The organism is Desulfosarcina cetonica JCM 12296 (assembly GCF_001311845.1).
Classification (GTDB): Bacteria; Desulfobacterota; Desulfobacteria; order Desulfobacterales; family Desulfosarcinaceae; genus Desulfosarcina; species Desulfosarcina cetonica.
Window position 1 is genome coordinate 1 of the sequence record NZ_BBCC01000168.1, and the last position, 13497, is coordinate 13497.

18 protein-coding genes and 2 pseudogenes are annotated in these 13497 nt (G+C 53.8%); 6 read left to right on the forward strand and 14 right to left on the reverse strand.

Translation table 11 applies throughout. The annotated features are described in order from the left end of the window. The 4 genes and pseudogenes from tsaD to JCM12296_RS51595 form a co-directional block, all read right to left on the reverse strand. A pseudogene (gene tsaD, locus JCM12296_RS26400) lies at nt 1-804 on the reverse strand (tRNA (adenosine(37)-N6)-threonylcarbamoyltransferase complex transferase subunit TsaD); the annotation flags it as partial. A 359-nt stretch (nt 805-1163) separates the two neighbouring features. Further along, nucleotides 1164-1568, reverse strand: coding sequence for an AIR synthase-related protein (locus JCM12296_RS51585; protein ID WP_306304132.1), 405 nt, complete (start codon nt 1566-1568; stop codon nt 1164-1166). After that, nucleotides 1541-1723 carry a hypothetical protein gene (locus tag JCM12296_RS51590; protein ID WP_306304133.1) on the reverse strand — a complete coding sequence of 61 codons (183 nt, stop codon included), beginning with the start codon at nt 1721-1723 and terminating at the stop codon, nt 1541-1543. The genes JCM12296_RS51585 and JCM12296_RS51590 overlap by 28 nt, the downstream gene beginning before the upstream one ends. Before the next feature lie 76 nt (nt 1724-1799). Beyond that, a complete protein-coding gene (locus tag JCM12296_RS51595; protein WP_306304134.1) occupies nt 1800-2207 on the reverse strand; it encodes a phosphoribosylformylglycinamidine cyclo-ligase in 408 nt (135 codons plus the stop codon). A gap of 328 nt (nt 2208-2535) precedes the next feature. Between JCM12296_RS51595 and JCM12296_RS50875 the strand changes: the two genes are divergently transcribed. The 5 genes from JCM12296_RS50875 (at nt 2536) to JCM12296_RS26435 (ending at nt 5816) form a co-directional block, all read left to right on the forward strand. Next, complete coding sequence (locus tag JCM12296_RS50875; protein WP_054699470.1) at nt 2536-2802, forward strand: LysR family transcriptional regulator; 267 nt, start codon at nt 2536-2538, stop codon at nt 2800-2802. Beyond that, nucleotides 2799-3527: a LysR substrate-binding domain-containing protein gene (locus tag JCM12296_RS26425; RefSeq protein WP_054699472.1), complete on the forward strand. Its 729-nt coding sequence runs from the start codon at nt 2799-2801 to the stop codon at nt 3525-3527. The genes JCM12296_RS50875 and JCM12296_RS26425 overlap by 4 nt, the downstream gene beginning before the upstream one ends. 285 nt (nt 3528-3812) lie before the next feature. After that, complete coding sequence (gene ppcB / locus JCM12296_RS26430; protein WP_218188293.1) at nt 3813-5075, forward strand: phenylphosphate carboxylase subunit beta; 1263 nt, start codon at nt 3813-3815, stop codon at nt 5073-5075. Continuing rightward, on the forward strand, nt 5072-5227 hold the full coding sequence (locus JCM12296_RS42560; protein WP_218188294.1) for a hypothetical protein: 156 nt from the start codon (nt 5072-5074) through the stop codon (nt 5225-5227). The genes ppcB and JCM12296_RS42560 overlap by 4 nt, the downstream gene beginning before the upstream one ends. Nucleotides 5228-5438: 211 nt before the next feature. Further along, the gene (locus JCM12296_RS26435) at nt 5439-5816 is read left to right on the forward strand and encodes a hypothetical protein (protein ID WP_054699474.1); all 378 of its coding nucleotides are present in this window, start codon (nt 5439-5441) and stop codon (nt 5814-5816) included. 5 nt (nt 5817-5821) lie between these two features. Here the strand turns inward: JCM12296_RS26435 and JCM12296_RS26440 are convergent, their stop codons facing one another. The 7 genes and pseudogenes from JCM12296_RS26440 to JCM12296_RS50890 all read right to left on the reverse strand — a co-directional run bounded on the left by JCM12296_RS26440 (nt 5822) and on the right by JCM12296_RS50890 (nt 9372). Further along, complete coding sequence (locus JCM12296_RS26440; protein ID WP_054699476.1) at nt 5822-6160, reverse strand: hypothetical protein; 339 nt, start codon at nt 6158-6160, stop codon at nt 5822-5824. Further along, entirely contained in the window at nt 6157-6600 is a 444-nt protein-coding gene (locus tag JCM12296_RS26445; RefSeq protein WP_054699479.1) for a DUF120 domain-containing protein, read from the reverse strand. The genes JCM12296_RS26440 and JCM12296_RS26445 overlap by 4 nt, the downstream gene beginning before the upstream one ends. After that, nucleotides 6575-7012, reverse strand: a complete 438-nt coding sequence (locus JCM12296_RS51600) for an HAD family hydrolase (RefSeq protein ID WP_246804916.1) — start codon at nt 7010-7012, stop codon at nt 6575-6577. Before JCM12296_RS51600 ends, JCM12296_RS26445 begins: the two co-directional genes overlap by 26 nt. After that, complete coding sequence (locus JCM12296_RS51605; protein WP_054699483.1) at nt 6922-7323, reverse strand: HAD family hydrolase; 402 nt, start codon at nt 7321-7323, stop codon at nt 6922-6924. Before JCM12296_RS51605 ends, JCM12296_RS51600 begins: the two co-directional genes overlap by 91 nt. 94 nt (nt 7324-7417) lie before the next feature. Next, nucleotides 7418-7993, reverse strand: a complete 576-nt coding sequence (locus JCM12296_RS26460; protein WP_054699485.1) for a hypothetical protein — start codon at nt 7991-7993, stop codon at nt 7418-7420. After that, nucleotides 7990-8217 carry a Tm-1-like ATP-binding domain-containing protein gene (locus JCM12296_RS50885; protein WP_083456542.1) on the reverse strand — a complete coding sequence of 76 codons (228 nt, stop codon included), beginning with the start codon at nt 8215-8217 and terminating at the stop codon, nt 7990-7992. The genes JCM12296_RS26460 and JCM12296_RS50885 overlap by 4 nt, the downstream gene beginning before the upstream one ends. A 241-nt stretch (nt 8218-8458) precedes the next feature. Next, nucleotides 8459-9372: pseudogene (locus JCM12296_RS50890) on the reverse strand (LysR family transcriptional regulator). 186 nt (nt 9373-9558) lie between these two features. On the opposite strand from JCM12296_RS50890, the gene JCM12296_RS26475 reads away from it, so the two are divergent. Beyond that, nucleotides 9559-10758: a Tm-1-like ATP-binding domain-containing protein gene (locus JCM12296_RS26475; RefSeq protein ID WP_054699491.1), complete on the forward strand. Its 1200-nt coding sequence runs from the start codon at nt 9559-9561 to the stop codon at nt 10756-10758. A 39-nt stretch (nt 10759-10797) separates the two neighbouring features. Here JCM12296_RS26475 and JCM12296_RS26480 read toward each other — a convergent pair whose 3' ends face one another. The 3 genes from JCM12296_RS26480 to JCM12296_RS40320 all read right to left on the reverse strand — a co-directional run. Next, nucleotides 10798-12000, reverse strand: a complete 1203-nt coding sequence (locus JCM12296_RS26480) for a Tm-1-like ATP-binding domain-containing protein (protein ID WP_054699492.1) — start codon at nt 11998-12000, stop codon at nt 10798-10800. A 176-nt stretch (nt 12001-12176) separates the two neighbouring features. After that, on the reverse strand, nt 12177-13298 hold the full coding sequence (fni, locus tag JCM12296_RS26485) for a type 2 isopentenyl-diphosphate Delta-isomerase (protein WP_054699494.1): 1122 nt from the start codon (nt 13296-13298) through the stop codon (nt 12177-12179). 3 nt (nt 13299-13301) lie between these two features. Next, nucleotides 13302-13497, reverse strand: a 196-nt coding sequence (locus JCM12296_RS40320; protein ID WP_172684119.1) for a hypothetical protein, incomplete at its 5' end; no start/stop codon positions are given.

The following is a 13497-nucleotide window of genomic DNA, read 5'->3' on the forward strand; positions in this document are numbered from 1 at the left end:
CCCCCACCACCGCCAGATGCGCGCAATCCTTGGCCTTGGCCGCATGAATGATTTTTTCGGTCAGCACCTCCACCACGGCGGCCTGGAAACCGGCGGCGATATGGGCCTGGTCTTCCGGCCCGGGATCCGGGTGCAGCTGCAGATGGCGCATGACCGCCGACTTGATGCCACTGAACGAGAAGTCGAACTGTTTCCGGTCTAGGAAAGGGCGGGTGAAGGCAATTCGCGTTGGATCGCCTTGGGCGGCCAGGCGGTCGATGACGCCCCCCCCGGGATAACCCAGGCCGAGCATCTTGGCCACCTTGTCATACGCCTCGCCGGCGGCATCATCGCGGGTTTGTCCCATGGGGTGAAAGTCGCGATGGGAGGTGACATGGTAGATACTGGTGTGGCCGCCGGAGACGAGCAGGGCTACGAAAGGGAAGGAGGGCGGGTCGGCCTCCAGAAAAACCGAGTTGATGTGCGCTTCCAGGTGGTCCACGCCGATCCAGGGAATCCGGTGGCCATAGGCAAATCCCTTGGCGAATGAAAACCCCACCAGCAGCGACCCGATCAGGCCGGTCCCTGGGTGACAGCCACGCCGTCGATGGCGCCGGCGTCGACACCTGCCTCGCCGATGGCCTGGTCGACCACGGGCACAATGGCCTCGATATGCTTGCGCGAGGCCAGTTCCGGCACTACGCCGCCGTATGGATGATGGACGGCCACCTGGGAGGCGACCACGGATGAGCATACCTGGCGACCGTCACGGACAACGGCGGCAGCCGTCTCATCGCAGGAGGATTCGATACCCAAAACGATCATGGAGATTGCCTGTAAGCGGATCAACGCGCAAAAAGGGGTCTTTAAAACAAAAACCGGAACGGCGGTTGCGGCATCCGTCCCGTTCCGGTGGATTTCCCATTATATTTTTACACCATCGCCCGACGTCCGGTCCGATCCGAGGGAAGGGGAGGCCCCTTATCTGGATCACGTCGGCTTCACCGGCGTGTCGTGGTATTGCGTCCCGTCCCGGGACGCCGTGCGGCAGGCGCTCAGGACTTGCAGATCGGCTGCCTTTTCTGGCCTTCGGCAATCCATTGCAGCAGACGGCCCACGGTATCGGCGATTTTTTCAACATGTCGGATAGCCTCCCGGGGGTTCCTTTTGCCCTGCCGGCGGAATCAGGTCAGTTGTACCCGGCTGCGGGCGTTTTTACGGGTTTTGGTCACTTCGCCGATCACCCAGGCTTTTTCACCGCTGCCGGTGAGGCGGTTGAGCACGTCCTGGGTGTTCTCCTCGGGGACCACCGCCACAAGACCGATGCCGTTGTTGAAGGTCCGCATCATCTCTTTTTCCTCCACATTGCCGGCGGCCTGCAAAAAGGCGAAGATGGGCGGCCTTTCCCAGGAATCGCGATGGATGCTGATGCCGCAGGCCTGGGGGATGACCCGGATGATGTTGTCCATGATGCCACCACCGGTGATATGGGCCAGACCCTGGATGGGCAGGTCGCGTACCAGATGCTGGATGGTCTCGGAATAGATTCGCGTAGGCGTGATCAGCTCCTCGCCCAGGGCTTTTCCCAACTCGGCACATGACTCTCCATCGTGAGTCCCAGGACGTCAAAGCAGATTTTGCGCACCAGGGAAAATCCGTTGCTGTGCAGACCGCTGGAGGCAATGCCCACCAACTGATGGCCGGGGCGGATCTCCGAGCCGTCAACGATCTTGGCATTGTCCACAATACCTACGGCAAAGCGGCCAGATCGTATTCATTGTCCTGGTAGAACCCCGGCATTTCGGCGGTTTCGCCGCCGATCAGGCACAGTCGGCCTGGATGCAACCGTCGCCGATGCCCTTGATGATGGCGGTGACGGTTTCACTTTTCAGCTTGCCGGTCGCCAGGTAGTCGAGGAAAAAGAGGGGTCGGGCCCCCTGCACGGCAATATCGTTGACGCACATGGCCACCAAGTCGATGCCCACCGTGTCATGGCGATCCATCAGAAAGGCGATTTTGAGCTTGGTCCCCACGCCGTCCGTGGAACTGACCAGGACCGGGCTTTCCATGTTGGTGGTGTTCAGCGAAAACAAGCCGCCGAAGCCGCCAATTTCACCCATGACACCGGTCCGACGGGTTTTCTTGGCAATCTGTTTGATGGTGTCGACAAGGTTGTCCGCCGCGTCGATGTCGACGCCGGCATCGGCGTAGGTCAGTTTTCGCTTCATTCCGGTACTCCTGGTTTTTATTCGGCTGGCTTGCAACTATGCGTAAAAATAATCTGATGCTGCCGAAAAGTCAAACCCATTTCAGCGTTTGGCGACCGGTTCGGGTATCCATGCAACAGCGCTGAAGCGGTTTTTTTCAGGTAGAGCAAGGGATTGGGTCGGAACCCATAAAATTTTGACAATTTTGTGGGGCGATTATACGTAGTTTTGGATCAATACCCTTTTCTCATATAATAAATATAATTTAGAAGCTATCTTGTTTTTAGAAAGTAATATTGCTATGAAATATTTAGACGATTTTATTTCGTTGCGCGGAAGGATTATTTAAATGCTCAATCTCAATCATCTCAGGATCTTCTACTGTGTTGCGAAGAACCTCAGTTTTACCAAGGCAGCCAAAGAACTCTTCATCACCCAGCCAGCCGTTACCGCCCAAATGAAGCTGTTTGAAGGATGGTGCGAACTCAAATTTTTCAAAAAAAAGGGTCGCGGCGTTCAACTCACGGATGCCGGCAATGCGCTCTATTCCCGGGTCTCAAAATTTTTGAATACGAAAAGGAGGTCGAACGCCTCATCGATGATATCCGGCAGATGAAACAGGGCGTTTTACGCATCGGTACAACCAAGACCTATGTTCGATTTCTCATGCCCCTGGTCGCTGAAGCCTTCCGGCGCAAATACCCGATGATTCGAATTTGCCTTAATGAAGGCAGCTCGAAAGAAATCCTGAATACCCTCCCCAAGCTGGCCAACGAGATTGCCATTGTGACCCAGGTCCTGGATAACCCGGACATTATGTTCACGCCCTTTGCCGAAGAAGAACTCATTCCGATTATCAGTCCCCAGCATCCTTTTGCCGGGCGGTTGTCCGTATCTGTCGACGAGCTGGCCAAAGAACCCCTTATTCTGCGGGAAACCGGTTCCGGGACGCGGAAATTTGTGAATATGCTGTTTGATCAAGCCGGCTGTTCGCCGAACATTTTTATGGAGACGGCCAACTCTGAATTTATCAAGGAGCTGGTTGCCAAGGGGAATGGAATTTCCATTTTGGTTCGCGAAGCGGTGCAAAAAGAACTGAATCAACGCAAATTGGCCACAGTGGCGATCAAAGCCCAAAAAGTTTATTTGGATGCGAGTATCGCCTATTTGAAAAATGAGCCCCTATCACAACCCGCCCGTGCTTTTCTCGAGACATTGGATGAATTGTGCGAAGGACAATGCCCCATCAATGGGATCCGCAGTCTGCTCTCAAAGCATGAAAAGACGTTACGGGCGATCCAACACCAGTCTTATGAATTCACCAATTTCGGGATTGGTTGAAGACGGTTCCCGCCTGTTGCCCCAACCGCCAATCAAATGACCATGCCTTCACCGTAGCCCTGGCATAACCTTTGCCGTGGTCGCCGGTCTTTATTCTTCCTGTCTTCTTTCGTCATCCTACCCATAAGTTCACCTTATATATCTTATAAAAATTATGATTTTGACAGGTTACCGAATTTATAGAAAGCTTTCATGAGGAGAATAGAAATGGATAGGAAAACGTACTTCATTCTATGAGAAGGAATTCCCTTCAATACCCCGCAACCGGAAAAGAGGAGGAACACCATGGATCTGCGAGATTTCATCACGCTTTGCGAAAAAGAGGGCGACCTGAAGCGTATTACGGCAGAAGTCGATTGGGATCTTGAGATGACTCACATCGCCAAAATGGTGGAAGAGAAAGACGGCCGTGCGGTGTTGTTCGAAAATGTAAAAGGCCATGACAGCCCGGTGTTTTTCGGCGCCTACAGCAGTACCAAGCGAATGGCCATGGCCTTGGGCAAGCCGGCCGATCTTACCATGTGCGAATTAAGCCACGCCTGGATGAAAATGTCCATTGGCGATGTGATTCGATCCAAGGAGGTGGAAACCGGTCCGGTCTTTGATAACATCATTTACGAGGAAGATGTCAATGTCTTCAAGTTTCCGGCCCCCCGGTTTTATGAAAAGGACGGTGGCCGCTATATTGGAACGGCATGCTTTATGGTAACCCGGGATCCGGAAACCGATGAAATCAATCTCGGTACCTACCGCAGTCAGGTTTTGGATGAGAAGACCGTCGGTGCCCAGATTTTGAAGGGCAAGCGTGGCGACCGTATCCTGCAGAAGTATCGCAAGGCCGGAAAGAAGATGCCGATTTGCCTGGTGGTTGGCTGCGATCCATTGCTGATGCTGGCGGGTAGCGCCATGGTCGAAGACGCCAGCGAATATGACGTGGTTGGGACGTTGAGGGGTGAACCGGTCGAAACCGTTAATGCCAAACTGACCGGCCTGCCCATACCGGCAAGCGCCGAATTGGTATTGGAAGGCTATGTGGACGGCGACAACCTCAGAGCCGAAGGTCCTTTTGGGGAATACACCGGATACTACACCGACGAGCTCTATAAGACCATTGAGAAACCGGCCATCGAGGTCAAGCGCATTTATCACCGCAATGATCCAATCATGTTGTGTGCTTCTGTCGGACGGCCCATCAACGACAACCATATGATGCTGGCCTTTGTGAGAAATGCGACCTTGTGGACCGAGTTGACCCGCATGGGGATTCGTGGAATCCAGTCGGTCTATATGCCACCGGAAGCATGTGGGCGTTTCTGGGCCATCGTCTCCATCAAGCAGATGTATCCCGGTCATTCCAATCAGGTCGCCGCCGCTGTGATTGCCAGTAATACCTGCACCTACGGTCTTAAAGGGTTGATCATCGTGGACGATGACATTCGGGCGGACGACCTTCCCAGAGTTTGGTGGGCCCTGGCCACGCGCTACCATCCGAGCGGGGTACCCAGATCATCAAACGCGGACGTTCAACCCCGCTTGATCCGGCTTTGAGTGAAGACGAGAACAAGTTCATCACTTCGCGGATTGTCATGGATGCCACATTCCCCTTTGAATGGCAGCGGAAGCCGCCGATTGTCAATATGAACGAGGAGGTAACGGAGCGGATCAAGTCCCGTTGGGAAGAATTGGGGCTGGACAAGTAAGCCATACTCAAGCCCGATGTGCGTCCACCGGCGGGGTCGATCAATAAGTCGTAGCCGGTGGACGCACCAAGCGGCTGCCTGAGAAGTATACCATGAAAACACCCACCGACGCCTCTCCATCCGACTATGCGGAACGTGCGCTCCGGCTTGTGGATCAGCAGTTCATCATGACACTGGCCACTGCCGCGTCAAACCAGCCTGGGCGGCACCCGTGTACTACGTATTTCATACGGCCGATTTCTTTTTTTTCTCAAAGCCGGAGTCAACCCATATCGAGCAGGGGCTGATGAATGATCAGGTCGGCGCATCCATCCATCCCTTTGCCGAGACGTGGCAGGGCATTCGCGGCATCCAGATGAACGGACGCATCACCCCCGTTCGGCCAGGGATGACCGCGGTGCGGGCGATTCGTGCCTATCTCGCCAAATTTCCCTTTGTCCAAGAATTTTTTGACGAGGGCCAGATGCTGGATCTGATCGGGTTCAGCCGGCGTTTCCGGGTCAAATTGTATCGGTTCACACCGCTTCGTGCTTACTACCTGGATAATGAAGTCCGCTTCGGGTTTCGGACGGAGGTCGTTTTGGCATAACCCTCCTAGGATGTACCAAACTTTGCCAACTTCTCTTTCTTCTCTTGCTCGAAATCCTGTGCCGAATCCGGCAGTGCTCCCTTGATCATTGACCTCAGGGTCGATACATGCGCATGGCCATCGCCGAGAAGGGTGACGAGTGACCGAACCGCGCGTCCCAAGGTCCGGTCCAGGGCGCCTTGAAAACGCGCGCGAATTTCATCAGGGAAATTCGCGTACTGCCGGTAAAGATTTCGGATCCAGTTGTCAAGACTGTCCGCTTCAAGCTCTTTCTTTAAAAACAAATAACCTTCCAATGCACCTGCCGACGCGGCGAACTCGTAGATTTCTTTTTCCCGATTCATCCGTTATCTTTCTTTACGAGGGTGGTTTTTCCAATGACGCTGATCTGATCACCGTCTTTCAAACCAAAAGATTGTTTGAAGCTGCGTGGCGAGATGATTTCCAGAATCCGGTTTTCATGGACACGAACATTCTCGGCCGGAAGGACCACCGCTGCGGGAACACCCTTGATCGTTACCTTTTTCAGTGGTGCCGCACAAAAGGTGCTGCTGTCCGGTACCAATTCCGCGTCGGTCTTCGCAAGAAAACGTTCAAGTTTGTCCATATCCTCATCACGCACCCGGATATTCAGTGTCCCGGGAAAGGGTGCATACCCCAGCTTGTCCCGGCACTGTTGCACCACCCAGTCGACGGAGGTGAAATAGCCGCCTTTTCCAATACCGCTTTGAATGCTTCCCGAAATGGTCATGGTCGTTTCAAACGTTTTTTTTCTTTTGTTCATGCGTCGTGGATTCCTTTGGCATGGGTGTGGATGGTGAGAAAAATGCGCTCAAGCGCTGCCAGATGTCGAGGACACCATCGCTCATCTCGGTTGGTTTTTCTTGCGCCAACGCATCGCGGTCATCGACACCGCTTAAAACAGCGATCGTTTGCATGCCGGCTGCTTTTCCGGCACGGATGTCCACGCAAGAATCCCCAACATAAACACAGGCGGCGGGATCCATCGATAGCCGGCGGGCACCCACCAGCAGCGGATCAGGCGCGGGTTTGCGTCTGGGGGCATCTTCGATGGCGACAATCGCGGCCACTTTTTCGACCAGATTCATTTTGGCCAATGGCTGGAGCTTTCGCTCGATGAATTGTCGTTCGGTGGTGCTGACAATGGCGATCGGGATGCCATGAAACCAAAGCAGATCGAAAAGCTCCCCACGCCCGGAAACACGCTGACCGCGTCGCGAAACATATTTTGGGACAACTGGCGGCCGACCCGCATGCACGATCGGACCAGCGCATCGGTTTCGTGTTTACGTTCCGGCGGAATCATCTTGGTAAAGACGGACGGACCGATGCCGATGAATTCTTTTTTGAGGGCCACGGCCGGCTGGGGCAACCCAATCGCGTCAAAGATCGCCTCCAGAAGCCTGAAATAGGGCGGAATGGAGTCAATGAGGGTTCCATCCAGGTCGAACATCATGCACTTAACAATGCCGGGCTGAAGCGTCATGAAGCGACTCCCGTGAAAGGCGGCGTGAGCGGTTTTGCCGCGCCTCTTGGAACAGATGAAAAGGCACCTTAGTACCTTTGGGCGTTTATTCGGCTCAAAGGGCACTCTGGTAAAGGACACGTTTGAGATAGCCGATCTGCCCGCTGATCCGCTCGTGGTGTCGTATCGCTGTTATCGGTTGCCAGTTGCGCCAATCTCCCAGCAGGCCATGGTAGAGAACGGCACAGGCCCGCGAAATTTCAGCCTTGGCAGCGATTTTCAGTTCCTTCAGACTTAGGTCCACGGCCGACCGGATTTGATCCCTTTGCGCCTCGTCTTGGGTATGGAAGACGAGAACGCGGGTGGACGCGTCACTGCGGCCACTTCCCAGTTTGCCGTAAATGGGACCTGGAACCGCATGGGTGGAGAATTTCTCCAGCAGTGCAAAACAGAGGTCGAGATGGTCCAAGACAGCCGTTACCTTCCAGCAGTGATAGGCATTGCCGAGCCGGATGCGTGTTTTGCCGGATTTCAGCTGATTGTAGAGATTCTGAATGCAGGGCAGGCAGCGCCCGTAAATATCGCCCCGGGTCTTCACCATGCGGGGATGGTCTTCGAAACTGACCCAGAAAGCGCCGGTTGTGCTGCTGGGAATCTCTTTCAGGTAAATCGTCTGTTGGTAAGCGTTCATGGCTGTTGGGTGCGTTTACAAGGATGATCCGAAGTTGAGGGGCCGGTAACCAGAAAATCGATATTCCCGGGGGCGATAATTGTCGGAACGCCAGTGTGCAAAACCGCGCGGCCACGATTTACACCGGCATCGACATCTCCACCGAAATGATGGTCGATCCGTTCGTGCATGGAAAGGTCCGGGTTAGAGAAAAGATAAATGACTAAAAAATGAATATTAATCATGAAATAAATTTTTAGTCACGATCCGGATGGTTGTCAAAACGATAAATATTATGGGTCCCATAAGATGATGTTATGGAACGCCCGGCAGATAACCCTCAAGGTGCAGGCTTTTGGTGATCTTATTCGCGAAAAGACGTTAGAGGACCAAGAGGAGATGTTCTGGTTCTTGACCGTGGTCCTCCAGAACGCCATCATTCTCTGGAGCGCCTTGTCTCTGCCGGTATTTACTTTTTTATCCTGCTCACCATTCCAGCATCTGCTTTTGTATCTTTTTTTTCGACGCCAGGGTCAGTGCCACAAAAGCCTCCACCGTAGGGAGGGATGATTGAGACAGATAATTCATTTCTGTGGGCACAGACGGCTTCTGACCTTCAATTGGTAAAAACACGCAGCCTTTCGTATACATCTTCCGAACATACCTTGGCAGAATGGTAACGCCGAGACCGGATGCGACCTCCGTCAACACGGTCTGCATATTTTCAGGCTGGCTGAAGATGACCGGTACAAAATCTTCCTGCTGACACGAACTGAGAATCAGATCGAACATGCCCGTTGATTCACTGCGTTTGAGCATCACAAAGGCATCCTCTTTAAGGTCCTGCAGCCTCAGGCGTTTTTCCCGGCAAGCGGATGGGTTTCCGGAAGAATGGCCACCAGCGTATCCTCGTACAGCCGCTGCACGGAAAAAAAATTTTTCTCGGTGCCGGTCATGGGCCCGGAAAACCCCACGTCCAGCTGTCCGTCTTGAAATGCACCGAGCTGCTGCCGTCTGGACATTTCTCGGAGATGAACCTGAACATCGGGATAAGATTTTATGTAACCCTTCACCAGCCATGGAATAAAACTGAAACAGGCCGGCCCCACGTAACCGATGCGCAGACGTCCGATTTTCCCCTTGGCTGCCAGCCGGGCCCGTTCTTTGGCCAAATGCGCGCGGGCCAGAATCTCCTGGGCATCATTCAGCAGGCTTTGGCCGGCAGCTGTAATTTTCACCTCCCGGGTGTTCCGCCAGAAAAGACGGACGCCTAACTCTTCTTCCAGATCTGAGATGTGCCGGCTGACCGCCGGCTGAACCGTATTCAATTTTCGCGCCGCCTCAGAAAAACTTTTTAAGGTTGCCACGAATAGAAAGCTTTTAAGCGTTTTTATTTCCATACCGATTTATAACATATCGGCATTACTGTGATCAAATATAAACATTATGCTTATGAATGGTTTGCCTGTATGCTGCTTACGGCAGCCAGTGGTGGATTGAATGAAAAAAAACGTTTTTAATCAAAAGATTAAGCAGTCTTAGCACAAGAATTTACGCAGGAAGCGTCACAAGGATAATAAATAGTCATGAAAACCATCTTGATTATAGCGGCACTGGATAAAAAAGGACTTGAAATCAGATACTGCCTCGAGCAGATCAAAAAAATCGGTGCGGCAGCATTATTGATGGACAGCGGCATTCATGGTGAGCCGTCCATCCCTGCTGATATTACCCGTGAAGCGGTTTCCGGGGCGGCGGGTCTGACCATGGATGGCGTCAAAAAAATTCCATCAGAAGCAGAGGCCTTTGGTGTGCAGACAAAAGGCGCCGGCGTGCTTGCATCAAAGCTGGCTGAAGAAGGTAAAATACACGGGGTCTTGGGCATTGGCAGCAGCATGGTTCCCTGCCTTGAAATCGGAGTGATGAAATTGCTTCCCCTGGGCATGCCCAAAATCATGGTAACGTCCCAGGCCGATGATCCCGCTGTAATAAAGCAGGCCGTCGGTGCAAAAGACATCTGCATGTTTAATTCCGTCAGCGAGGTCGTGGGGCTGAATCCCCTGACAGAAGGCGTTTTGCGCAGGGCCTGCGGCGCCGTTGTCGGCATGGCTGGTGCTCAGGTTCCCTTTACGGACCATAAAAAGAAAACAGTGGCGCTCATGGCAAAGAGCACCACTGATTCCGTCAATCAAACACTCCGTTATCGAATTGCTGCCGCCGGTTTTGAACCGGTATCATTCAATTGCTCCGGCTACGGACCGCTAAATCTCGAGCAGGTCATCACAGACGGCGTTATCGACGGCGGCGTAATAGAGCTGTCCAGTGACTGGCTGGACAGCCTGGCCGGCGGAGAATCCTTCCCGCCGAAAAACCGCTATGAAAACGCAGGATATATGGGCCTGCCCCAGGTTTTTGTTCCGGGCTCCTGCGACTTTATTGCAGCCGTCCCGGAAACATTTGAGGGACGAAAATCCGTCCACCTCAATAAACAGATGACGCTTTTCAGGTCATCCCGGGAAGAGCTTTTTCGTGCAGGAAAACAGATCGGCGAAAAACTGGCCAGAAGCGAGTCTCCCGTGACCGTCGTCATTCCCATGAAAGGCTTCAGTGAATACGACAGGGAAGATGAACCCCTGTGGGATCCTGCGGCCAACCAGGGCTTTATCGACGGCATATCCGCTTTTAAAGATCAACTGGAAATTATAAAAGTTGATGCGCATATCACCGATTTAAAATTTATCGATGCCGTGATGAATGCATTCCTTAAAAACGTAACCCGTGCCTGATTCCAGTAAGGTGGCAGCAATCAGTCCTTGGATCAGGAATTATCTGCACATGGCAACATTCTCCAGGAATGATTCCATGACGACGTCAATAAATTCCGGATCAAATATGTGGGCATTCACCTGTTTGATCTTGATTTTTCCCTCGTAAGGAGAGATGCCCTCCAGAAAACCCATATCAGCTTCCGGATCCCACAGCTGCCCGCCTTCCTGATCATGGACGGCAAACCCCCTCATGGGGATCACAACCGTTGCCGGCGCATCCGCTTTGCTCAGTTTTCGGCCCACGTCTTTTCCCACCTTGCGAAGCTCTTCCCTGCTGGAGCGGAAAAGTGCAACGGCCCGGTTATGGGGTGCAACTTTCCGGCCGGGAAACTTGCCCGGTGCGGCAGCGACAAAGTCGCAGGAGCCCGGAATAAATACCTGGGGAAGTCCTTGTTTACCGGCATTTTCATAACGGTCCGGCGGGGGAAAGGAATCGCCGCCGGCAATGTGATCAAGCCAGTCACTGGCAAGCTCAATGACCCCGCCGTCAATGAACCCGTCTGCTATAACCTGTTCCTGGCTGGCAGGACCATATCCAAAGCAGTGAAAGGTCATGGGCTGAAACCCGGCAGCCGCGATGCGGTCCCGAAGGGCACGGTTCGTGGGCTCTGTGGTGCCTTTGGCCATCAGGGCCACAATCTTTTTGTTGTTTGTATCCTGGGATACCGCCGCATTTGCCATGCCGACAACGCCACCGCAGGCCCTGGTAAACACTGTTCTGGTCAAATGATTGATACCCACAACATCCGTGACGGAATGAAACATGCAGATATCTTTTGTGCCCACTGACGGGCCGACCACAGCCGGATTACCGGCCTGAGAAGATACCATGAATTTGGGCACGCCAATGGGAAGAGAGCGCATAACACCGGTACCCAGGGCTGTTCCCATGCCGCCGCCGACACCCAAGACCCCGTGAATTTTACCCTCTTTAAGCAGACGATTGGCAATAATGGCCGCCCCTTCTGTCTGCAGGCCGAGCGCCTCAGCTTCAGCGGGAATTTTTCTAACGTTATCAATGGTCGTACCAGCAGCTTTAGCAACCTCTTCACGAGTGATATCCGGTGGAATAGTCGGTTCACCCAGCACCCCTCCGTCAATTAACAATGCTTTTGCGCCAAGTTCCTCAATCCGCTTTTTGCAGAACGCGATCTCCAGGCCTTTTGTGTCCAGTGCCGCCACTACCAGAATTGTCTTCATAAATGTTATCCCCTTTTTGTTTGATGCCTACAGTCATGGACGAATAGTCAGTGCTGCTGCCGGTCATATAAAAAGATCTTCAAAACGGTGTTAGAGTTTTTCAGAAACGATACGCTGACAATGGTGATGGCTTCATTTCTTGGTTCATTTCAACGTTGACGGGTTTCTCTTCCCATTCAAACGGGAAAGGGGGGGCGTCCATTACAATTCGAGAGGTGATAAATTTGTTTTCTTCCATAAGGTCGTGCTTTCCGATGTACCGATTCCACCACGCGGGTTTGGGCAAGCGCCCGAAGGTTTGGGGCGCCGGTCAGGAACATGGCCATTTTCAGCTCCTTGGCGAGCCGTTGCAACGTGTCGACAACGACCTTGGAGGACTGCATGGCCGGTTTCAACAAGGGCAGGGCGAGCCCGACGATGGATGCCCCCATGGCGATTGCCTTGGCCGCTTCGAGGCCCGTTCGTATTCCGCCCGAAGCGATGATGGGGAGATTCACCATGCGTGTGCATTGGCGCAACGATTCCGCCGTGGGAATCCCCCACTCAAAAAAGGCCTCGGCCAGGTTGGCACCGCGGTGATACTCGACGCGGGTAAATGAGGTGCCGCCCGCGCCGGCCACGTCCAGCGCACTGACGCCGGCGGATTCAAGCGTTGCGGCAATCCCGCCGGACAGGCCACATCCCGTCTCCTTGACGATGACCGGAACGGACAGGGACCGGCATAGGGTCCTGATGTTCGAACTTACCGCGCGCCAATCCCTGTCACCTTCCGGTTGACACAACTCCTGGGCGGCGTTGAGGTGAATGGCCAGACCGTCCGCCCCGATCGCCGGGACCAGGGCTCCGATTTCCTCCGCATGTCGTCCCGTCAGTTGGGTTGCGCCGATGTTGCCCAGAATGAGAATATCCGGTGCCACGTGGCGGACCTGGTAGGTATAGGCCAGCGAGGGATCATCGAGCATGGCCCGTTGTGAGCCCACGCCCATGCCGATGCCCATCGTCTGGGCCGCGCGGGCGAGATTCTGGTTGATGGTTTCGGTCCCCGGGCATCCGCCGGTGAGGGCTTCGATGAAAAACGGATACCGGAACCGTTTGCCCAGAAAGGTGGTCGATGTGTCGATCTCCTCCAGGCAAAGCTCGGGAAGCGCCTGGTGATCGAAGTGGTAATGTTCGAAACCGTTGCTCTTTTCAAAGGTCACGGCTTCCTGGGTGCAAATGCGGATATGCTCCCATTTCCGTTGCATGGTGGGGCTCTGTGGCGGCAAGACGAGCTGGGGGGCGAGGTTGTCGTGGTGCATCGGTTACCTCTTTTCTTCCAGACAAACGTGGCCGGTAAGAACCAAACCAAAGGCTTCGAAGTCGATAACATCATCCGGTCCATCAATGATCGGGCAGATGGTGTGAATGCCCAGGTCGCCAATGTTGGCGGCAATGGCGGCCTCCAGCGCTTTGCGATCCAGGCCGATGGCAGGGGGGGCGATCGAACCGTTGGCGTGG